This window comes from Arthrobacter sp. SLBN-122 (assembly GCF_006715165.1).
Taxonomy (GTDB): domain Bacteria; phylum Actinomycetota; class Actinomycetes; order Actinomycetales; family Micrococcaceae; genus Arthrobacter.
In genome coordinates this window covers 507,265-528,530 of record NZ_VFMS01000001.1, presented here as the reverse complement: position 1 = coordinate 528,530, position 21,266 = coordinate 507,265, and the positions used below count along the sequence as shown (strand labels likewise).

19 protein-coding genes are annotated in these 21,266 nt (G+C 67.4%); 13 read left to right on the top strand and 6 right to left on the bottom strand.

Annotation, left to right across the window (positions count from 1 at the left end; all coding sequences use genetic code 11):
- Nucleotides 1-28 precede the first annotated feature (28 nt).
- Both mgrA and FBY36_RS02345 read left to right on the top strand, forming a co-directional pair.
- Nucleotides 29-1,069 carry an L-glyceraldehyde 3-phosphate reductase gene (gene mgrA, locus FBY36_RS02350; RefSeq protein ID WP_142117167.1) on the top strand — a complete coding sequence of 347 codons (1,041 nt, stop codon included), beginning with the start codon at nt 29-31 and terminating at the stop codon, nt 1,067-1,069.
- 159 nt (nt 1,070-1,228) lie between these two features.
- A complete protein-coding gene (locus FBY36_RS02345) occupies nt 1,229-2,314 on the top strand; it encodes an inositol-3-phosphate synthase (RefSeq protein WP_142117165.1) in 1,086 nt (361 codons plus the stop codon).
- A gap of 81 nt (nt 2,315-2,395) precedes the next feature.
- Here the strand turns inward: FBY36_RS02345 and FBY36_RS02340 are convergent, their stop codons facing one another.
- The 4 genes from FBY36_RS02340 to FBY36_RS02325 all read right to left on the bottom strand — a co-directional run bounded on the left by FBY36_RS02340 (nt 2,396) and on the right by FBY36_RS02325 (nt 8,004).
- Complete coding sequence (locus FBY36_RS02340; protein WP_327436686.1) at nt 2,396-3,088, bottom strand: hypothetical protein; 693 nt, start codon at nt 3,086-3,088, stop codon at nt 2,396-2,398.
- Between the two features lie 350 nt (nt 3,089-3,438).
- Complete coding sequence (locus tag FBY36_RS02335) at nt 3,439-5,115, bottom strand: formate--tetrahydrofolate ligase (RefSeq protein ID WP_142117163.1); 1,677 nt, start codon at nt 5,113-5,115, stop codon at nt 3,439-3,441.
- Between the two features lie 119 nt (nt 5,116-5,234).
- Complete coding sequence (gene mshA, locus FBY36_RS02330; protein WP_142117161.1) at nt 5,235-6,500, bottom strand: D-inositol-3-phosphate glycosyltransferase; 1,266 nt, start codon at nt 6,498-6,500, stop codon at nt 5,235-5,237.
- A gap of 76 nt (nt 6,501-6,576) precedes the next feature.
- A complete protein-coding gene (locus tag FBY36_RS02325) occupies nt 6,577-8,004 on the bottom strand; it encodes a family 4 glycosyl hydrolase (RefSeq protein ID WP_142117159.1) in 1,428 nt (475 codons plus the stop codon).
- A 91-nt stretch (nt 8,005-8,095) separates the two neighbouring features.
- On the opposite strand from FBY36_RS02325, the gene FBY36_RS02320 reads away from it, so the two are divergent.
- From FBY36_RS02320 to tsaD, 6 genes are read left to right on the top strand one after another with little or no spacing between them, the layout of a single operon-like run.
- Nucleotides 8,096-9,187, top strand: coding sequence for a carbohydrate kinase family protein (locus tag FBY36_RS02320; RefSeq protein WP_142117158.1), 1,092 nt, complete (start codon nt 8,096-8,098; stop codon nt 9,185-9,187).
- Nucleotides 9,188-9,243: 56 nt separating this feature from the next.
- The gene (gene alr, locus FBY36_RS02315; protein ID WP_142117157.1) at nt 9,244-10,482 is read left to right on the top strand and encodes an alanine racemase; all 1,239 of its coding nucleotides are present in this window, start codon (nt 9,244-9,246) and stop codon (nt 10,480-10,482) included.
- Complete coding sequence (gene tsaE / locus FBY36_RS02310) at nt 10,479-11,111, top strand: tRNA (adenosine(37)-N6)-threonylcarbamoyltransferase complex ATPase subunit type 1 TsaE (RefSeq protein ID WP_142117155.1); 633 nt, start codon at nt 10,479-10,481, stop codon at nt 11,109-11,111. The genes alr and tsaE overlap by 4 nt, the downstream gene beginning before the upstream one ends.
- Nucleotides 11,105-11,776, top strand: a complete 672-nt coding sequence (gene tsaB, locus FBY36_RS02305; RefSeq protein ID WP_142117154.1) for a tRNA (adenosine(37)-N6)-threonylcarbamoyltransferase complex dimerization subunit type 1 TsaB — start codon at nt 11,105-11,107, stop codon at nt 11,774-11,776. Before tsaE ends, tsaB begins: the two co-directional genes overlap by 7 nt.
- A gap of 20 nt (nt 11,777-11,796) precedes the next feature.
- Nucleotides 11,797-12,291 (top strand): ribosomal protein S18-alanine N-acetyltransferase, encoded by a 495-nt coding sequence (gene rimI, locus FBY36_RS02300; RefSeq protein ID WP_442858257.1) that lies wholly within the window; start codon nt 11,797-11,799, stop codon nt 12,289-12,291.
- Entirely contained in the window at nt 12,288-13,379 is a 1,092-nt protein-coding gene (tsaD, locus tag FBY36_RS02295; protein WP_142031926.1) for a tRNA (adenosine(37)-N6)-threonylcarbamoyltransferase complex transferase subunit TsaD, read from the top strand. The genes rimI and tsaD overlap by 4 nt, the downstream gene beginning before the upstream one ends.
- A gap of 77 nt (nt 13,380-13,456) precedes the next feature.
- On the opposite strand, the gene FBY36_RS02290 is transcribed toward tsaD, so the two are convergent.
- The gene (locus FBY36_RS02290; RefSeq protein ID WP_142031924.1) at nt 13,457-14,608 is read right to left on the bottom strand and encodes a glutamate--cysteine ligase; all 1,152 of its coding nucleotides are present in this window, start codon (nt 14,606-14,608) and stop codon (nt 13,457-13,459) included.
- 388 nt (nt 14,609-14,996) lie between these two features.
- Between FBY36_RS02290 and FBY36_RS02280 the strand changes: the two genes are divergently transcribed.
- Both FBY36_RS02280 and FBY36_RS02275 read left to right on the top strand, forming a co-directional pair.
- A complete protein-coding gene (locus tag FBY36_RS02280; protein WP_142117151.1) occupies nt 14,997-16,445 on the top strand; it encodes a glycoside hydrolase family 3 protein in 1,449 nt (482 codons plus the stop codon).
- 25 nt (nt 16,446-16,470) lie between these two features.
- Complete coding sequence (locus tag FBY36_RS02275) at nt 16,471-17,289, top strand: shikimate 5-dehydrogenase (protein WP_268815546.1); 819 nt, start codon at nt 16,471-16,473, stop codon at nt 17,287-17,289.
- Nucleotides 17,290-17,293: 4 nt separating this feature from the next.
- On the opposite strand, the gene FBY36_RS02270 is transcribed toward FBY36_RS02275, so the two are convergent.
- Nucleotides 17,294-18,520 (bottom strand): class I SAM-dependent methyltransferase, encoded by a 1,227-nt coding sequence (locus FBY36_RS02270; RefSeq protein ID WP_142117150.1) that lies wholly within the window; start codon nt 18,518-18,520, stop codon nt 17,294-17,296.
- A gap of 54 nt (nt 18,521-18,574) precedes the next feature.
- On the opposite strand from FBY36_RS02270, the gene FBY36_RS02265 reads away from it, so the two are divergent.
- From FBY36_RS02265 to groL, 3 genes are all read left to right on the top strand, one after another.
- Nucleotides 18,575-18,955: a hypothetical protein gene (locus FBY36_RS02265; RefSeq protein ID WP_142117148.1), complete on the top strand. Its 381-nt coding sequence runs from the start codon at nt 18,575-18,577 to the stop codon at nt 18,953-18,955.
- A 252-nt stretch (nt 18,956-19,207) separates the two neighbouring features.
- On the top strand, nt 19,208-19,501 hold the full coding sequence (gene groES, locus FBY36_RS02260) for a co-chaperone GroES (RefSeq protein ID WP_043454746.1): 294 nt from the start codon (nt 19,208-19,210) through the stop codon (nt 19,499-19,501).
- A 78-nt stretch (nt 19,502-19,579) separates the two neighbouring features.
- On the top strand, nt 19,580-21,190 hold the full coding sequence (groL, locus tag FBY36_RS02255; protein ID WP_142031913.1) for a chaperonin GroEL: 1,611 nt from the start codon (nt 19,580-19,582) through the stop codon (nt 21,188-21,190).
- Nucleotides 21,191-21,266 lie beyond the last annotated feature (76 nt).

Here is a 21,266-nt window from a genome sequence, read left to right as displayed (position 1 = left end):
GCGCGTCACAACTGGCAGGATGGAACGTATGACTTATTCAGCAGCGGACAACCGCTACGAATCCATGCCCTACCGCCGGGTGGGCCGCAGCGGCCTCAAGCTCCCGGCCATCTCCCTGGGCCTGTGGCACAACTTCGGCGACGATAAGCGCTTTGAGGAGCAGCGGGACATCCTTCGCCGCGCCTTCGACCTCGGCGTCAACCACTTCGACCTTGCAAACAACTACGGCCCGCCGGACGGGTCCGCCGAGACCAATTTTGGCCGGCACCTGCGGGACGACTTCAAGCCCTACCGAGACGAACTGGTCATCTCCACCAAGGCCGGCTACTACATGTGGCCCGGACCCTACGGTGAGTGGGGCTCCCGCAAGTACCTGATCTCCAGCCTGGACCAGTCGCTGCAGCGTATGGGGCTGGACTACGTGGACATCTTCTACAGCCACCGGCCTGATCCGGAAACGCCTATGGAAGAGACGATGGGCGCCCTGGACTACGCCGTCCGCTCCGGCAAGGCACTGTACGCCGGCATCTCCTCCTACACGCCGGAGCAGACCCTTGAGGCCGCCCGCATCCTCAAGGAACTGGGGACGCCGCTGCTGATCCACCAGCCCAGCTACTCCATGCTTAACCGTTGGACCGAGGACGGCTCGCCAAACCTGTACGAGGTGCTGGACCAGGCGGGGGCCGGATCCATCGCCTTCTCGCCGCTGGCGCAGGGCATGCTCACGGACCGCTACCTCCACGGCATCCCCGCCGACTCACGGGCAGCCAAGGCCCGCTTCCTCTCGGAGGACTCCATCACGGAGGAGAAACTGGACCGGGTCCGCGGGCTGCGGAAGATCGCCGAAGGCCGCGGACAGTCCCTGGCCCAAATGGCCATCGCGTGGATCCTGAGGGACCAGCCCAAGGGATCGCCCGTTACCTCCGCCCTGATCGGCGCCTCAAGTGTCCGGCAGTTGGAGGACAGCCTGTCCGCCATCAACAACCTCAGCTTCTCCGACGACGAACTGACCGCCATCGACGAATTCGCGGTGGAGTCGGACATCAACCTCTGGAAGCAAAACGCCTGACGGATGACTTCTTACGTGGCGGGACCGGGCGCAACCGCGCCCGGTCCCGCTGCGTTGGGTAGTATGAAAAGGCGCCGCGCGGCGCCGTGCCAGCCGGCCGCCGTCGTACTTTCGATGAAGCAAACCCGGCCGGCTGACGTTTGTCCCCAAAGGAGTTCTGTGTCTTCACATCCCATCCGTGTTGCAATCGTTGGCGTGGGCAACTGCGCCGCCTCCCTGGTGCAGGGCGTCCAGTACTACAAGGATGCCGATCCCGCTGAGACCGTTCCCGGCCTGATGCACGTTGAGTTTGGCCAGTACCACGTGGGCGATGTTCAGTTCGTCGCCGCGTTTGATGTTGACGGCAAGAAGGTCGGCGTTGACCTGTCTGACGCCATCCTGGCCAGCGAGAACAACACCATCAAGATCGCGGACGTCCCGCCCACCGGTGTCACCGTCCAGCGCGGCCACACCCTGGACGGACTCGGCAAGTACTACCTCGAGACCATCGAGGAATCCACCGAAGAGCCCGTGGACGTGGTCCAGGCGCTCAAGGACGCCGAGGTTGACGTTCTGGTCTGCTACCTGCCCGTCGGGTCCCAGGAAGCGGCGGAGTTCTACGCCCAGGCTGCCATCGACGCCGGCGTGGCGTTCGTCAACGCCCTGCCGGTCTTCATCGCCGGGACCAAGGAGTGGGCTGACAAGTTCACCGCTGCCGGTGTTCCGATCGTTGGTGACGACATCAAGAGCCAGATCGGCGCCACCATCACCCACCGCGTCATGGCGAAGTTGTTCGAGGACCGGGGTGTGACCCTGGACCGGACGTACCAGCTGAACGTCGGCGGCAACATGGACTTCAAGAACATGCTGGAGCGTGACCGGCTCGAGTCCAAGAAGATCTCCAAGACCCAGGCCGTGACCTCCAACGTCGAGGCCGAGCTGGCCGCCAAGGACGTGCACATCGGCCCGTCCGACTACGTGCAGTGGCTCGATGACCGCAAGTGGGCGTTCGTCCGCCTTGAGGGCCGCAACTTCGGCGACGCCCCGGTGTCGCTGGAATACAAGCTGGAGGTCTGGGACTCGCCGAACTCCGCCGGTGTGATCATCGACGCCATCCGCGCCGCCAAGATCGGTCTGGACCGCGGCATCGGCGGCCCGCTGCTCTCGGCATCGAGCTACTTCATGAAGTCCCCGCCGGAGCAGTTCAACGACGACCTCGCCCGCGAGAAGGTCGAAGCCTTCATCCGCGGCGACCTGGAGCGCTAAGCTCCACACCCCTCGTTTGCTCTATCAGTTGTGGTCCCTAAACCCCATGGTTAGGAACCACAACTGATAGAGCAACTGTGTTTAAAAGTCCCGGAGGGCGGCTCGGATTTGCCTTACCGCCCGGCGGAAGTCATCGGCTAGATCGTCAGCGTTTAACTTGAAATATCGCCAGTGTGCAGAGTGGAAGCTTTCGTCCCGCCGGTTATCGCGGGACTGTTGCTCGCGCGTAAGGTGATGGCCGCCGTCGTACTGCACAGCGATCTGGTGCCGCCGATAGCCCAAATCTGCTGCAGGGGAGTAGGCGTCTCCCGGGACAACCTGAACCTGCAGCTCTGGCTCCGGAAGCCCTGCTTCGATCATGGCAAGGCGAAGGAAGGTTTCCGGTGCGGAGTCTGCTCCCACACGAATCATGTCGACGGCGGCACGCGCCTTGACGATGCCCTGCATCTTGGGGTGCCGCTTCAGAAACTGGCGAAGTTCGGTAATGCTCGACCAGGGCTGTGTTCGCAGCTCAAGTCCTTGGTGAGGTTGGCGGACGAGCTGATCACCGATAGCTACGACATGTTCCAAAGGAAGCAGGCGAGCCAGGTCCAGCCACGTCCGCGCTGGGGTTGAGATCCTCATCTGTTCCCAGTCCATCGTTTCGTTCTCATAGGCGAGAACGGTATGTCCGATAACGCCTCCACGCCTGACCTGCGGCAACGATCTCGGTTTACTGAGGTGCAGATCCCTGCAATCCTTCAGCCACGGCGGGAGCCAAAGTCCCAGAAGCATCGCTGCTGTCTGGTGTGAAATCCATGCTCCGGGAGTTGCAGCCGATAAGGCACGTGCCAGAGCCGGAAGCTCAAACTCCCACGTGGAGGGCAGATACAGCGCTCGGCCTCCGGAAGTCAGGTCGGACGAGCGTAGCCGCCCCGGGCTGAGGCTTGCGGCCCTCGCTTCAAGGACCGTGAAGGGAGAACTTGCGAGATGGGCCGGCAGTCGCGGGACGGGTCGCATGGGGATCATTGTTGCCCGGAAGTCCCGGGCCCTGCAGAAGTTGTCCACACCCTTTCGTTGCTCTATCAGATATGGTCCCTAAACCCGGAGGTTAGGGACCATATCTGATAGAGCAACTCGGGGTTTCAGGTGAGGCCGACCGGGTTGCCGTCCGCGTCCACGTCCATCCGCAGGGCCGCCGGGACGGGAGGGAGGCCTGGCATGGTCATTACCGCCCCGGTGAGCGCCACAATGAAGCCCGCGCCGGTCTTGGGCAGCAGGTCGCGGACGTGGATGGTGAAGCCCTTTGGGGCGCCGAGCCGGGAGGCATCGTCGGTGAAGGAGTACTGCGTCTTGGCCATGCACACCGGCAGGCCGCTCCAGCCGTTGCGTTCAATGTCGGCCAGCCGCTTCAACGCCGGCACCGAGAAGTCAACGCCGTCCGCGCCGTAGATCTCCTGGGCAATGGTCCGGATCTTGTCCTCCACAGGCAGCCCCAGGGCGTAGAGGTGCCGGAAGCTGTTGGGCCCCTCTGCCGCCTGCAGGACCAGGGCCGCCAGTTCGTCACCGCCGTCCCCGCCGCCACCTCGCCCCCATACGTCGGCCACGGCGGCCGCCACGCCTTCGGCAGCACACCATGCCAGCAGCCAGTCGAGTTCCTCCTGGGAATCGGAGGAGAACTTGTTGATGGCCACCACGGGCGTGACCCCGAACTTCTCCACGTTCCGCACGTGCCGGTGCAGGTTGGCCACCCCCGCTTCGAGGGCGGCTACATCCGGCTGGGCCAGCTGGTTTTTGGCCACCCCGCCCTGCATCTTCAGGGCCCGGATGGTGGCCACCACCACCACGGCCGACGGTGCCAGGCCGCCGTACCGGGCCTTGATGTCCATGAACTTCTCGGCGCCCAGGTCAGCACCGAAACCGGCCTCCGTGACCACGATGTCCGCCAGCCGCCGGGCAGTCTGCGTGGCAATCAGGGAGTTGCAGCCATGGGCGATGTTCGCGAAGGGGCCGCCGTGGACCAGGGCCGGGGTACCGGCGATGGTCTGGACCAGGTTGGGTTTGATGGCCTCCTTCAGGAGCAGCGTCAAGGCGCCCTCCACCCCAAGGTCCGCTACCGTCACGGGCATCCGGTCGTACGTGTAGCCGAAAGTAATGCGGCCCAGCCGCGACCGCAGGTCTGCCAGGTCCTTGGCCAGGCAGAAAACGGCCATGACCTCCGAGGCCACCGTGATGTCGAACCCGTCCTGCCGCGGCACCCCCTGCGAAGGCCCGCCCAAGCCAATGACCACCTCCCGCAGGGCCCGGTCGTTCATGTCCAGCACGCGCTTGAACGTCATCCGGCGGGGATCGATATTCAGTGCGTTGCCCTGGTAGATGTGGTTATCCACCAGTGCCATCAGGGCGTTGTTGGCCGAGGTGATCGCGTGGAAGTCACCGGTGAAGTGCAGGTTAATCTCATCCATGGGCAGCACCTGCGAATAGCCGCCGCCGGTGGCGCCGCCCTTCATCCCCAGGACCGGGCCCAGCGACGGCTCCCGCAGCGCGATCATCACCTTACGGCCAGCCCGGGCCAAGGAATCCGCCAGCCCCACGGTGGTGGTCGATTTGCCCTCGCCCGCCGGGGTGGGGGACATGGCGGACACCAGCACCACTTTGCCGTAGGGCGCCGGCGCTGCCAGCCTGGCCGGATCAATCTTGGCCTTGTACCGTCCGTACTGCTCCAGGGCTTCCGGGTTCACCCCTGCGGCAGCGGCGATGTCCGCAATCGGCCGGATCCGGGCGGCCCGGGCTATCTCAAGATCAGAGGGGAGAGCAGACATCCTTGTCCTTTCCCACGCAGTTCTTCCTGCGCAGTCCATTCCTGCACCGGCAGGCGCCGGAGGCATGCCCCTAAGCTAACAGCACCCGGGGCGCCGGCGAGGAATCCGGCGAAGGAAAATCATGAAGCGGGAATCACCGGGGCCAGGCGCCGGCCCACAAAGTTCTCGACGGCGGCGTGGTAGCTTTCCAGCGTGATGGCAGCCGTGCGCTGCCAGCCGGAGTTCTGGGCGCGGATGGCGGCGGCCCGGCCCAGGTCCTCGCGGGTGGCGGGGTCGTCGTACAGGGCTTCCAGGGCATCGGCCCAGTCGGCAGCGTGGTGCCCGTCCACCAGCAGGCCGGTCCGGCCGTGGAAGATGGCGCGCGAAAGCCCGCCCACGCGGGTGGCCACCACGGGCGTGCCGCAGGCCTGCGCCTCAAGTGCCACGAGCCCGAAGGACTCGCTGAAGGACGGCATCACCACAACGTCCGCCGCGCGGAACCAGGACGCCAGCTCAGGTGCCTTCACGGGCGGAAGCTGCGTGACGACGTCGTCCGTTCCTGCCTCCGCAATCAGGCAGCGCAGGTTGAATTCCTTGTTGCCGCTCAAGGCGCCCAGGATGGTGACGCGCAGATCGATGTCCGGGCGGCGTTTCCGCAGCAGCGCCGCCGCCTTGACCAGGACCTGCGGGCCTTTCAGCCTTTGGATGCGGCCGGCGAACACCAGGTGGAAGGTGTCCGGGCTGATGCCGTGCTGCGCCCGGGACCGGGCACGGAACGCGGGGGTAAAGGTGGCCAGGTCCACCCCGGGAGGGGCGATGTCAATGCGGTCGTACGTTGCACCGTAGTGGGAGACGAGCTCGGCTGCTTCGGAACTGGTGTTGGCAATAAGCCTGGCCGCGCCGTCCACGATGCGGTGCTCGCCCACCTCCCGCCGCCGGGGCTCGGGCTGTTCGCCGGACTCCAGCAGCAGGTTCTTGACCTTGGCCATGGTGTGCATGGTGTGCACCAGCGGCACGCCCCACAGCTCGGACAGTTCCAGCCCCGCAATCCCGGACACCCAGTAATGCGAATGGATGACGTCGTAGCGGCCGTGCGGCTGGCGGCGCCGGATCTGCTCGATCTGGGCCACCATGGCATGCAGCAGCCCGGGAAGCTCCTCTTTGGGGATCTTCCGGGGCGGGCCGGCCATGACATTGTGCACGCACACACCGGGATCGGGATGTTCGACGGCGGGCTGGTCGGCTGAGGTGGCGCGCGTGAAGATCTCTACCTCCACACCCGCCTCGGCAAGCGCCGACGCCAGCTCGCGGATGTAGACATTCATTCCACCGGCATCACCGGAGCCCGGCTGTTCCATGGGGGAGGTGTGGAGGGAAAGTAACGCGACCCTGCGGATCAGTGCCACGGGACCTCCTTCCGGCAGCCGGCAGGTGTCAGGGGAGCCGGCTCAATGCGCATTCGGTAAAACATTACTCCTTCCCCTAACGCCCGCCGCCCTCCCACATCTTCCCCAAAGCCGGGAAAGCCTGCTCGTAACCAGCCAAAAGATTCGCCGCCAGGTCCGGCGAATCCACGAGCGGGTGCCGGGCAAAGGCCTCCAGGGCAGCATCACGGTTACCGGTGGTGGCTGCGCGGACCACGAGCCGTTCCACCTCTTTGACCCGCTGGAGCAGCTGCAGTTGCGCGCCGTCCGGTGCCTGCTGCGGCAGGGGAACTGCGCCGGTGGCAGTGACGGTACAGGGAACTTCGACGACGGCGTCCGCGGGAAGGCCGGGAATGGCGGGTTGGGGAGCGGCTGCTGCAGCCGTGGCGGACGCGGGCGGTTGGGCTTCGGGTTGCCCTGCGGGCGCCAGCGTGTTCCGGGTGTTCAGGACCAGTTGGGTGTCTCCGCCGCCGGCGAGGGCCCGCATGGCCGCCAGCGCCACCCTCTCATAGCCGCCGCCGGCCAGGTCCTCCTCGGCCCGGCGCTCGCCCTCATGCCGCGCCTCGGCCAGGTAGCCCTCTTCCCGGGAGCGCCGCGCCTCCTCCCACAACCGGTAGGCGTCAGGCCCCGCGGAGGCCAGCCGGGGATACAGTTCCTGCTGCTGGCGGTGGATGCTTTCGCCGCGGGTCTGCGCCATGGCCCGTATGGCCCGCCGGGCTGCGTCGCGTTGGTAGTAGTAGTACAGGTACTCGTTGGGAAGCATGCCCAGTTCCGCCAGGAACGGCTGCGGGAAGAGCCGGCCTTCCTCGAACGACTGCAGCGCCGCGGCGTCCGCCAACAGGGCGGGCAGCACGTCCCGGCCGCCGGACTCCAGCCGGTACAGCCAGCCCAGGTGGTTCAGCCCGTAGTAGCCCACGCCGTCGAGCCGCCCCTCCGGCCACGGCACGCGGGCAGCGGCCGCCGCCCGCTGCACCAGCCCGCCGGCAGAGTCGCAGATCCCGATGACCCGGCGCCCAAGGACCGGGACCAGCGCCTCCGTGACCATTCCGGCCGGGTTGGTGAAATTGATCAGCGACGCGTCAGGACAGTGTTCCCGCATCAACCGGGCAAGGTGCAGCATGTGCGGAATAGTCCGCAAAGCATAGGAAATCCCGCCGGCCCCCGTGGTTTCCTGCCCCAGCAGTCCCAGGTCCTGCGCCACCGCCTCGTCCGCAACGCGCCCCGCCGTGCCGCCCGGCCGGATCGCGGCGAACACCATCGTGGTGCCGGACAGGGCTTCGGCAAGATTGGTGGTGGCACGGACCGGAAGACGGGCACCGTCACCCCCGGGCATGCTCTCCAGCACCGCGGTGACGGCATCAAGGCGGGCGGGATCGACGTCGTACAGCACCATCTCGGTGACCAGTCCGGAAAAGCGGCCGGACACCAGGGCCCGGAATATCAACGGAACCCGGAAACCCCCACCGCCGGCAATCAGAAGCCGCATACCATGCAGTCTAGGACCAGCCTCCGACACCCCGTCCACAGCTGTCGAAGGTCCCTACCGCAGCTGTGGGGCACGGCGTATCCTGCGCACTATGGACGCGATCCCCGCACGCCCCTTCGACCCCCTGGCTGCCGTCCGTTCACCCGGGGAACCCGGATTCGACCTCCTGCTGGCCGGAACCGTGTTCCAGGACATCATCTTCACCGGCCTGCCCCACGGCCCCGAACCCGGCACGGAAATCTGGAGCGACGGCATGGGCAGCTGCCCCGGCGGGGTGGCGAACCAGGCCATCGCCGCTGCCAGGCTGGGGCTCCGCACTGGGTTGGCTGCCGCGTTCGGCGACGACGGCTACGGGGACTTCAACTGGAAGATCCTCTCCGGGCAGGAGCACGTTGACCTCAGCCTCTCCCGCCGCGTCCCGGGCTGGCACTCGCCGGTGACGGTGTCCCTCTGCGTTGACGGCGACCGTTCCCTGGTAACCCACGGACACTCGGCGCCGGTGACAAACTCCGAGCTGATTGGAGACCCGCCCAAGGCGCGCGCCGGCATCGCCGAGGTGGGCCTTGAGGTTGAGCCGTGGGCCCGGGCAGCCCATGCCGCCGGGCTGAAACTGTTCGGGGATGTGGGGTGGGACCCCAGCGGGGAATGGGCCCCGGTGCGGCTTGAGAACCTGCAGTACTTCTACGCCTTCCTGCCCAACCAGCGCGAGGCCATGGCGTTCACGGGCAAGGACAATCCCTGGAGTGCCCTCTACGCGCTGGCGGACCGGGTGCCGGTGGCCGTGGTGACCCTGGGCCCCCAGGGCGCCATGGCCGTGGACTCGGAAACCGGCGAGGAGGAGTGGGTCCCGTCGCTTCCGGTAAAGGCACACGACCCCACTGGAGCCGGCGACTGCTTCGATGCGGCGTTCATTGTGGGAACCCTGGCCGGCTGGCCGTTGGGGGACAGGCTACGGTTCGCCAACCTGTGCGCAGCCCTGGCGGTACAGGAGGTGGGCGGTTCGCTGGCCGCCCCGGGCTGGGGCGACATCGCCGACTGGTGGAGACGCGCCAATGCCCGTCCGGAACGGCAAACGAGTCAATGGCTGCGGCGCTTCGGGTTCCTCGCGGACATCATCGAAGATGTGCCGCTGGCAGCCCAGCGCCGGGCGGCCGCCACCATCGCGCACCTGTCGGACGCCTAGGGAGTGCTGGAGGCCCTGATTATTCGGCGCGAAGTGCCCGCACTAGAATCACTTAGGTGACTTACCCCGCAACAACCGGTGAATTCAGCGCTGCCTCCGGGCCGGACCCCCGCCACGAGCGGTCCGCCGTGATCGACCTGGATGCCATCCGGCACAACGTCCGCCGCCTGGCCGCAGCCGCTTCCCCCGCGAAAGTCATGGCAGTGGTCAAGGCGGATGCGTACGGGCACGGTGCCGTTCCGGTCGCCCGCGCAGCCCTGCAGGCCGGTGCCGCCTGGCTCGGCGTGGCCCACATTTCGGAGGCCCTCGCCCTGCGCGCAGCCGGCATCGATGCGCCGCTCCTCGCCTGGCTGCACACCACGGACAGCAACTTCGGCGCCGCCGTGGCCGCCGGCGTCGACATTGGCTGTTCGGGCTGGGAGCTGGAGCGCATCGTGGCCGCGGCCCGTGAACAGGAGCGTCCGGCACGGGTGCACCTCAAGGTGGACACCGGGCTGGGACGCAACGGAGCCACTCCCGAGGCCTGGGACCGCCTGGTGGGGGAGGCCGTGGAGTACCAGGACCAGGGCCTCCTGCGCGTGGTGGGCATCTTCTCCCACCTGGCCGTGGCTGACGAGCCGGAGCGGCCCGAGACGGACGAACAGCTGGCCGCATTCCGGGAGGCGCTGGCCATCGCCGAGGACGCGGGCGTGGACCCCGAGGTCCGGCACCTCGCCAACACCCCCGCCACGCTGTCCCGGCCGGACACCCACTTCGACCTGGTCAGGGTTGGCCTGGGCATCTACGGGCTTTCGCCGTTTGACGGGCAGACCTCGGCAGAGCTTGGCCTCCGGCCCGCCATGACGCTGCGCACCCTGGTGTCGCAGTGCAAGGAGGTTCCCGAAGGACAGGGCGTCTCCTACGGACTGCATTACCGCACCAGGACCGCAAGCACCCTGGCCCTGATTCCCATGGGCTACGCCGACGGGGTCCCCCGGATTGCCACCGGCGGACCCGTCCGCGTAGGCGGGAAGACCTACCCGGTAGTGGGCCGAATCGCCATGGACCAGATGGTCATCGACCTTGGGCCGGAGGCATCCGGGGCGGCACTGCAGGGTACGGAAGCGGTGCTCTTTGGGGACGGTGCCGACGGCGGACCCACCGCGGAGGACTGGGCCCGCGCCGCCGGAACCATCAACTACGAAATCGTGACCCGCATCAGCCCCCGTGTTCCGCGCCGCTTCATCAACGAGGACGAACCGGCGGTCAACGGCCAGGGGCTGGTGGGCGTGCCCGGCGCGGCGGGGGCCGCATGAGCGCGCCGGAAGAGTTGGCCGCCAACCAGGCCGCCAACTGGGAAAAGACGTTTACGGCGACGACGGCGGACCAGACGCATGCGTTCGGCGCACGTTTAGCGGAGGTGCTGCAGGCCGGGGACCTGTTGGTGCTGTCCGGCGAGCTGGGGGCAGGAAAAACGACATTCACCCAAGGCCTGGGCGAGGGCCTGGGTGTCCGCGCCGGCATCATCTCGCCAACGTTCGTCCTGGTCCGGATCCATCCCAACCTGCCCGATGGTCCGCGTCCCGGCGGCCCGGACCTTGTGCACGTGGACGCGTACCGGCTGGGTTCGGCGGCGGAAATCGACGACATCGACCTCGAAAACACCATGGACTCGTCCGTGACGGTGGTGGAGTGGGGGCATGAGCGGGTGGAGCACCTGAGCGACAGCCGGCTGGAAATCGACCTCCTGCGTGCCATCGGGCTTGATACCTCTGGCAGCGGGGCCGGAGGTGGGACCCTGGACTTCGACGGCGAAGACACCGACGAGCCCCGCACCATCGTGATGCGCGGGTACGGGCCGCGGTGGGCAAGCGCCCCGGAACTGGGCGCCCCTGAACCGGGCGGACCGGAACTTGATGCGCCGGGAGGAGACGTCCCATGCTGATCCTCGCGATTGACACCTCCGCGGTGGCCAGCGCGGCGCTGCTGTCCAATCAAGCCCCGGAGGGGGTGCTGGCCAGCTTCGCCACCGAAGACACGCGCAGCCATGCCGAGGTGCTCGCGCCGGGCATTCACGCCATGCTGGCAGACGCCGGAGTCACCGGGCAGGACATTGATGCGCTGGTGGTGGGGGTAGGTCCTGGCCCCTTCACCGGCCTGCGCTCCGGCATCGCCACGGCACGGACCCTCGCGTTTGTCTGGGGCAAGCCCCTACACGGGCTGATGAGCCTGGACGCGGTGGCCCTGGAGGTGGCCGAATCCACTGCCGCCGTTCCGGAGTTCCTGGTGGTGACCGATGCCCGCCGGAAAGAGGTCTACTGGGCCCGTTACAGCCTCGACGACGGCCAGTTGCCGCAGCTGGAGGACGGTCCGGATGTCGGATTCGCCGCCGACCTGCCGGACCTGCCCGCATTCGGCGCCGGTGCCGGGCTCTACGATGGCGTCCTGCACGCCCATCCGGAGTTCGCGGCGGAGCAGCCTGACGCGCTGTACCTTGGCCAGTTCGCCCTGGCCAGGCTGGCTGCCGGTGACGCCCTGCCGGACACCACACCCCTGTACCTGCGCGAATCGGACGCGCAGATTCCCGGACCCCGGAAGCGGGCACTGTGAGCACCGCCCCGGAATCCCGCATGGCAGGCGTGACCGTCCGCGACATGACCCTGGACGATGTGCCCGGCGTCGGCGCCCTGGAGCAGCAGCTGTTCCCGATTGACGCCTGGCCCGTGCAGATGTTCATCGACGAGCTCTCCCAGCCGGAGACCCGCCGCTACCTCGTGGCGGAGACCAGCGACGGCATCGTGGGCTATGCCGGGCTGATGTGCATCGAGCCCATCGCGGACATCCAGACCATCGCCGTCGTCCCTGACTATGAGGGGCGCGGTATTGGCAGCACCCTGCTCACGCAACTGATTGGGGAGGCCAGGCACCGTGGTGCGGCCGATGTCCTGCTCGAAGTCCGCGCCGACAACCCCCGGGCACAGCAGCTGTACGTGCGGTTCGGCTTCGAGCAGATCCACATCCGTCCCCGCTACTACCGGGACGGGGTGGATGCCCTGATCATGCGGCTCCAGCTCGCCGCACCCGAAACTGATGGCCAACACGCAACGGAGGCAGGCAAGCCATGAACCGCTCACAGCCCCTGGTGCTGGGCATCGAATCATCCTGCGACGAAACCGGCGTGGGCATCGTCCGCGGCACCACCCTCCTGACCAACACCGTCTCTTCCTCCATGGACGAGCACGTCCGGTTCGGCGGCGTCATTCCAGAGATCGCTTCGCGTGCGCACCTGGACGCGTTCGTCCCCACCCTGGAGCAGGCGCTGGCAGACGCCGGTGTGAGCCTTGACGAGGTGGACGCCATCGCCGTAACGTCCGGGCCCGGGCTGGCCGGCGCACTCATGGTGGGCGTGTGCGCTGCCAAGGCGCTCGCCGTCGCCACCGGGAAGCCGCTGTATGCGATTAACCATCTGGTGGCGCACGTGGGGGTGGGGCTCCTGGATGACCGCGGCAACGGCCGGAAGCAGGAGCTGCCGGAGAACCTGGGCGCCCTGCTGGTCTCCGGCGGCCACACCGAGATCCTGCGGATCAACAGCATCACCAGCGACGTGGAGCTCCTGGGTTCCACCATCGACGACGCCGCGGGCGAGGCTTACGACAAAGTGGCCCGTATCCTGGGCCTCGGCTACCCGGGCGGCCCCGCCATCGACAAGGTGGCCCGCGGCGGCAATCCCAAGGCCATCCGCTTTCCCCGCGGCCTCACCCAGCCCAAATACATGGGCACGGCGGAGGAGCCGGGGCCGCACCGGTACGACTGGTCCTTCAGCGGGCTCAAGACGGCGGTGGCCCGGTGCGTGGAGCAGTTCGAGGCCCGTGGGGAGGAGATCCCTGTGGCTGACATCGCGGCCGCCTTCCAGGAAGCCGTGGTGGACGTGATTTCGTCCAAGGCGGTGCTGGCCTGCCGCGAACACGGCATCAGGGATGTCCTGCTGGGCGGCGGCGTGGCAGCCAACTCCCGCCTGCGCGAACTGACGGGGCAGCGCTGCGCCTCCGCCGGAATCCGGCTGCACGTGCCGCCCCTGGACCTGTGCACGGACAACGGGGCCATGGTGGCGGCACTGGGCGCACAGTTGGTGATGGCCGGCGTTGAACCCAGCGGCATCGGCTTCGCCCCGGACTCGTCCATGCCGGTCACATCGGTGTCGCTGCCAGCCTGACCCGGAAACATCTGCCGATGCTCCATCAGTTATGGTTCCTAAAAGCAGGGTTTAGGGACCATAACTGATAGAGCAAATCAGGCGGTGGGGCCGTTCCGCATCTGCTTGACCAGGTCCAGGACCACGGCCTGGAGGTTCCCGCCGTTCTCCGCGGCAACGCGGCGCTGCCGCTGGTACCCGGCGCCGCGGCGGATGATTTTCTCGACGTCGGCAAGCTCGTCCAGGCAGCGAAGCTTGGCCGCCACCGGCTCCAGCCGGTTCAGCGTCTCCAGCAGGTGTTCGGTGACCAACTGCTCACGGCCTGCGGCGTCTAGGATGATGATGGCGTCCATGCCGTAGCGGGCAGCGCGCCATTTGTTTTCCTGCACGTGCCACGGCGGCATGGTGGGGATGGTGCCGCCGTTGTCCAGGGTGGTGGAGAACTCGTCCACCAGGCACTGGGTGAGGGCCGCAATGGCGCCCACTTCCTCCAGCGTGGCCAGGCCATCGCAGATGCGCATCTCGATGGTCCCGAGCGCAGGCACGGGCCGGATGTCCCAGCGGATCTCGGAGATGGTGTCGATGACGCCGGTGGTGGTCATATCCTGCACGTAGGACTCGTATTCCTCCCAGGATTTGAACTGGAAGGGCAGGCCTGCGGTGGGAAGCTGCTGGAACATCAGGGCGCGCTGGGAGGCGTAGCCGGTGTCCTCGCCGCCCCAGAACGGGCTGGACGCGGAGAGTGCCTGGAAGTGCGGGAAGTAGTTGACCAGGCCGTCCAGGACGGGCAGTGCCTTGTCCCGGCGGTCCAGGCCCACGTGTACGTGGACGCCGTAAATGACCATCTGCCGGCCCCACCACTGGGTGCGGTCGATGAGTTTGGCGTAGCGCGCCTTGTCCGTCACGGGCTGCAGCTGCGGCGGGCTGAACGGGTGGCTGCCGGCGCAGAACAGCTCCACGCCCATGGGATCGGTGATTTCGCGGACGGCGGCAACGGACCGGCTCAGGTCCTCTTTGGCCTCGGCGGCTGTTTCGCAGATGCCGGTGACCAGTTCCACCGTGTTCAGCAGCAGTTCCTGCTTGATGTGCGGATGTTCGTCGTCTTCGTTGAGTTCCGGGTGGCGGGAGGCCACGCCGCGGAGTACCTGGTTGGCCACGGAAGCGAGCTCGCCCGTTTTTCCGTCCACCAGGGCAAGCTCCCACTCAACACCGAGGGTTGACTGCCTCGATGACGCGAAGTCGATCTTCACACGTTTCCTTACTGTCCGGTTTGCCGCTGGCTGATGCCGCTCACAGGCTGCGCCGGCTGGCGAACGGGTGGTTCAAGTCTAGTGCAGGGGTAGCATCGTATTGATGGCCCCGTTCCCCCTGCGTCACAGCGCCGCCAAAACCAGTCCCGCCAAATCCCTCCCGCTCCTCCTGGCCCTGTCGGCCCTGGCCCTGGCCTCCTGCACCGCCTCGCCAAACGCGGCCCCGCCGTCGTCCCCGGCTGCGCCCGCCACTGCGTCCCCTTCCGCATCAGCAAGTACGACGACGGCGCCTCCCACCGCTTCTGCCTCACCTGACCCAGGCTCCCGCCCGCTGGGGTGGGGCCCGGAGCAGCGCGACCAGGATGCCGCGGCAGCCGCTGTCAAAGCCATGTCGCCGGAGCAGAAGGCCGGGCAGGTGCTGATCCCGTTCTTCAAGGGCAGCCAGGTGGAGGCGCACGCCGCGCTCATCCAGCGCCTGCACCTGGCCGGGTCCATCATCATGGGCGACAACGTGCCCCGGGACCCGCAGGGGAACGTGGACGTTGCCGCCATGGGTGCCGTGAACCAGCGGCTGCAGCAGGCCGCTTCCGCCGACGGCCGGGGCTGGCCGGGCATCATCGGCGTGGACCAGGAAGGCGGCGCCGTGGCGCGCCTGGGACGCCCGCTGACCGAATGGCCCACGCCCATGAGCTACGGTGCAGCTGGCAACCAGGCCCTGACCCGGGAAGCAGGAAAGGGTTTGGCCAGTGAGCTGGTGCCGTTGGGTTTCGACCTCGACTTCGCGCCCGACACCGACGTCACCATCGGGCCCGGCGACCCCACCATCGGTGCCCGCTCCATGTCCGCCGATCCGGCCGCCGCCGCAGCCCACGGGGTGGCCTTTTCCCAAGGCATGCTGGACGCGGGTGTGCTCCCCACCGTGAAGCACTTCCCCGGCCACGGCTCGGTGACAACGGACTCCCACCTCAGCCTGCCCGTGCAGCCGGCCGGCCTTGACGAACTCCGGGCCCGGGACTGGAAACCCTTCCAGGCAGCCGTGTCCGCGGGCCTGCCCATTGTCATGACCGGGCACATCGCCGTGCCTGCGCTGGAACCCGGCGTGCCGGCGTCGCTCTCCGCACCAAGCTACGCCGTGATGCGGGACCTGGGCTTCAAAGGCGTGGCCGTGACCGACGCCCTCAACATGGGGGCCGTGGACAACCAGTACCCCGCCGGGGCGGCAGCGGTGAAAGCCCTGGGAGCCGGCGCCGACCTGCTGCTGATGCCCGCGGACGTGGAACAGGCGCACGCCGCCATCCTCCAGGCCGTAGCCGCCGGGACCCTTCCCGCCGCCCGGCTCGATGAGGCCGTGCAGCGGGTGGCCACCATGATGATCTGGCATGCCCGGACCACGGCGGCCGCCGCAACAGCGGGTGCAGGTTCTCCGGCCGGCAGCGGCGTCGCGTTGTCGGCACGGGTTTCGGCATCGGCCCTTACCGTTGTCTCCGGTCCCTGCGGCGGCCCCCTTGTTCCCGGTGCTGTACGCGTGGCCGGCGGGGGACCGGGGGACCGGGAGCGCTTCGAAGCAGCCGCTGCCCGCTCCGGCCTGGCGGTTGGATCAGGCCCGCTGGTGAACCTGATCGGCCTCGGCGGGAAGGCGGCGGGCGGGGACATCGCCGTGGCCCTCGACGCCCCCTGGCCGCTCCAGAACTCCACAGCCCCGGTCAAGCTGGCGCTGTATGGCCGCACCGACACCGCCTTCGACGCGCTGGCCGCCGTGCTGGCAGGAAAGGCGCTTGCTCCCGGGAAGCTGCCTGCCGCCGTCGGGCCCTTTCCTGCAGGGACCGGCTGCCCCTGACCCGCGGGAACGCTTTAATGGTCAGGTGCCCATTCTGAATAAAGACATGACCCTCTGCATCTCGCTCTCGGCCCGGCCCAGCAACAACGGGACCCGCTTCCACAACCACCTGTACGGGCAGCTGGACCTGAACTGGATCTACAAGGCGTTCGCGCCCACCAACCTGGAACAGGCCATCGCCGGCGTCCGGGGGCTGGGCATCCGCGGCTGTGCCATCTCCATGCCGTACAAGGAGGACGTCATCGCGCTGGTGGACGAGATGGACCCCTCCGCCAAGGCCATCGACTCTGTGAACACCATCGTGAACACGGAGGGGCACCTCAAGGCGTACAACACCGACTACACGGCGATCGAACAGCTGCTGGCGTCAAACGCAGTCCCCACTGACTATTCGGTACTGGTCCAGGGTGCGGGCGGCATGGCCAAGGCCACGGTTGCCGCCCTCCGCGATGCCGGCTTCAGGAACGTCACCGTCATCGCCCGGAATGAGGCTGCCGGCCGTGCGCTCGCCGACCAGTACGGCTTCCAGTGGCGGGCAGCGCTCGACGGCGGCACGGCGGACCTGATCATCAACGTCACCCCCATCGGCATGGCCGGCGGCGCCGAAGCGGACAGCCTATCGTTTCCCGCGGAGGCCATCCAGGCAGCCCGGCTGGTCTTCGACGTGGTGGCGCTCCCGGCGGAGACGCCGCTGATCAAGACGGCCCGTGTGGCAGGGAAACCGGTCATCACGGGGGCCGAGGTTGCCACCATCCAGGCACTGGAACAGTTCGTGCTCTACACCGGCGTGCGTCCCACCGCGGAGCAGGTGCGGGCAGCCGAGGAGTTCATGCGCGCGCAGTAGGCGCCTATGCCGGTTCCACCACGATCGCTACCCGGTCCTCCCCAATACGGGTCAGGACCAGGGTGGCGGTCCTCGCGGAACCCTTTTTGGAGTTCTTTCCGCCTGGCAGCAGCTGCTTCCGCAGCTCCTCCGGCGTGACCGCGGTCCCACGCTTTTTGATATCCAGCACGGTGATGCCCTCCTGCTTCACCCACGCCTTGAGCGCCTTGACGTTGTAGGGCATGACCTCCAGGACCGTGTAGGCCCGGGCGAACGGGGTGTCCAGGAGTTCCGGGGCGCAGATGTAGGCGATGTGCTCGTCCACCAGGTGGCCGCCGAGCTGCAGCGCCACGTCCGCCACCAGCCCGGCGCGGATCACGGCGCCGTCGGGTTCGTACAGGTAGCCTTCCACCGGTCCCACTGGCGCGGCCGGGCCGGCGCCGAAATCGTCCGCGCTGGTCAGCTCGGCGGGCCCTTGGGAACCCAGGACCAGGGCTGCCCGGCGGACCCCGGGCCTGCGCACAGCGTTGAACCAGAGGGTCACTTCGGTGACGTCACCGGCCGCGGACACCCATTGGGCTTCGCAGTCTGCAGGAACAGACTCGTGCGGCATGCCCGGGCCCATCTTCACGCCCACGGCCTTCCCGCCAGCAGCGAGTGACTCCACGAAGGACAGCGGCGGGGAGAACGCCTCGGGGTCCCAGATCCGCTTGGTTCCGGAGGTGGAGGTGACCCGGCGCGCGGGATCCAGCCAGACGCCGTCGATTCCTTCCAGCGGGACTGATGCCGCGTCGGCGTGGACCACCGTGGCATTGGGGAACGGGATGAGGTTCATGGTGGCGCAGGCCGCGGTGGTTTCGTCCATTTCCACGGCGGTGACATTGATGTCCAGGGATGCCAGGGCCATGGCATCGGCGCCCAGCCCGCAGCCCAGGTCCGCCACGCGGCTGATCCCGGCAGCAGCGAACCGCTGCGCGTGGTGCGCGGCGACGTTCAGGCGCGTGGCCTGCTCCAGGCCGGCCTGGGTAAACAACATCTGGCGGGCAAACTCGCCGAATTTCGCCTCTGCCCTGGTGCGCAGCCGCGACTGCGTCAGGACGGCGGATACGAGTTCGGCAGGGTGCCCGGCCTTCCGGAGCGCGGAATTGAGCTCAAAGGAGTCCTCGTCCCGGTAGGGGCCCAGCGATGCCAGCAAGTCCCAGCCTTCGGGGGTCAAAAGGGGTGCAATCTGGTCCTGGGGAGCGTGAGCCATGGGTTCCAGCCTAGTGGAGGAGCGCGCGGCCGGGATGCCGATACTGTTGAAACCATGGATGAGAGCACAGCCCCTGTGGAGCCCGGCGGACACCAACCCAGGGGCCGCGGCCCGGCAAGGTTTGCCCGTCCCGTCCTGATTGCTGCCGCCGCGGTGGCGGTGGTCTGCATCGCCCTGCTGGTGATCATTTTCCTGCTGGACACGTTCAACGCCACCGTCTATTCCGTGGGCGGCAACGACATCCAGGACAACACCCAGGAGTCCCGGGACATCCGGGGGCTGTACGACGGCGCGCGGATGGGGAGCATCTTCGTCCTCGTCATTGCGGCGCTCGCCGCAGCCGGGGCCGGCTGGGTGCTCTTCCGCGCCCGTAAGGCAGGCGGCGGCGATGCCGACGGCGGCGAAGACGTGGACTTCGACGACCTGGGCCGATAGGGGAGCGTGGCCGTTGCCCCGGGCCGCCGTCGTCGGACCCTGGAAAAGGCGTACGCCCATGACGAAACGTTGGCACTCACCTTGACCGAGTGCTAACCCTTACATAGAGTCTTCATTAGCACTCTCCCTAGGAGGGTGCTAACACATGAAGAGCTGCCAGCCAGGCTGCTGCCGGCACCGCGACGACGGTTTGCCAGCTACGGCGGAAAGCTTTCCAGTCCACGAATTTGCTGACGAAAAGGAGAGGTCCGAGTGTCGGTCTCTATTAAGCCTCTTGAGGATCGTATCGTTGTCCGCCCGCTCGAAGCCGAGCAGACCACGGCTTCCGGCCTGGTCATCCCGGACTCCGCGCAGGAGAAGCCGCAGGAAGGCGAAGTTGTTGCAGTAGGCCCCGGCCGCTTCGAAGATGGCAACCGCGTTCCCGTTGACGTAGCCGTTGGCGACGTCGTCATCTACTCCAAGTACGGCGGAACCGAAGTCAAGACCGGCGGCACCGAGTACCTCGTGCTGTCCGCCCGCGACGTCCTGGCTGTCGTCGTAAAGTAACTCTTTCGGATCCCCGTGCCGCCGGCCATGCTCATGCTGGCCGGCAGTGCGGGGTTCTGTCTTTGAAAGGACAAAACCATGGCAAAGCAGCTTGCGTTTAATGACGCTGCCCGCCGGTCCCTTGAGGCCGGCATCGATAAGCTCGCGAACACCGTCAAGGTGACGCTCGGCCCCCGCGGCCGCAACGTCGTCCTGGACAAGAAGTGGGGTGCCCCCACCATCACGAACGACGGCGTCACCATCGCCCGCGAAGTGGAACTGGACGACCCCTACGAGAACCTCGGCGCCCAGCTGGCCAAGGAAGTAGCCACCAAGACCAACGACGTTGCCGGCGACGGCACCACCACCGCGACGGTCCTGGCCCAGGCCCTGGTCAAGGAAGGCCTGCGCAACGTGGCAGCGGGCGCTGCCCCCGGCCAGATCAAGCGTGGCATCGAAGTTGCGGTTGAAGCCGTCGCTGCCCGCCTGCTGGAGAACGCCCGCCCCGTCGAAGGCACCCAGGTGGCAAACGTTGCCGCCATCTCCGCCCAGAGCGACGAAATCGGCGAGCTCCTGGCCGAGGCCTTCGGCAAGGTGGGCAAGGATGGCGTCATCACCATCGAAGAGTCCTCCACCACCCAGACCGAACTGGTCCTCACCGAGGGCATGCAGTTCGACAAGGGCTACCTGTCCCCGTACTTCGTCACGGACGCGGAACGCCAGGAAGCAGTCCTCGAGGACGCGCTCATCCTGATCAACCAGGGCAAGATCTCCTCCATCCAGGAATTCCTGCCGCTGCTGGAAAAGGCGCTCCAGGCCTCCAAGCCGCTGTTCATCATCGCCGAGGACGTCGAGGGCGAGGCCCTGTCCACGCTGATCGTCAACCGCATCCGCGGCACCCTGAACGTTGTTGCCGTCAAGGCCCCCGGCTTCGGTGACCGCCGCAAGGCCATGCTGCAGGACATTGCCACCCTCACCGGTGCGCAGGTTGTCTCCCCGGAGCTGGGCCTGAGCCTGGACACCGTTGGCCTGGAGGTGCTGGGTACCGCCCGCCGTATCACGGTCACCAAGGACAACACCACCATCGTGGACGGCGCCGGTTCGGCCGAGGATGTGGCCGCACGCGTTGCCCAGCTGCGCGCCGAGGTTACCCGCACCGACTCCGACTGGGACCGCGAAAAGCTCCAGGAGCGGCTGGCCAAGCTGGCCGGCGGCATCGGCGTCATCAAGGTGGGTGCCGCAACCGAGGTTGAGCTGAAGGAAAAGAAGCACCGCATCGAGGACGCCGTGTCCTCCACCCGCGCTGCCCTCGAAGAAGGCATCGTGGCCGGCGGTGGCTCCGCCCTGATCCACGCCCTCAAGGCACTGGATGAGGATGCTTCTGTGAAGGCCCTCGAAGGTGACGCTGCCGCAGCTGTCGGCATTGTCCGCCGCGCACTGGTGCAGCCGCTGCGCTGGATCGCCCAAAACGCCGGCTTCGACGGCTACGTGGTCACCTCCAAGGTTGCCGACCTCGAAACCAACAACGGCTTCAACGCCAAGTCCGGCGAGTACGAGGACCTGATCGGCGCGGGCGTCATCGACCCCGTCAAGGTCACCCGTGCTGCCCTCCGCAACGCGGCCTCCATCGCCGCCCTGGTTCTCACCACCGAGACCCTTGTCGTGGAGAAGCCGGCCGAAGAGGACGAGCACGCAGGCCACAGCCACTAGTCCCTTCTTAAAGGGGCCACGGCAGGCGCCATACAGAAAACCGGTCCAGCATCAGCTGGGCCGGTTTTCTGTATTC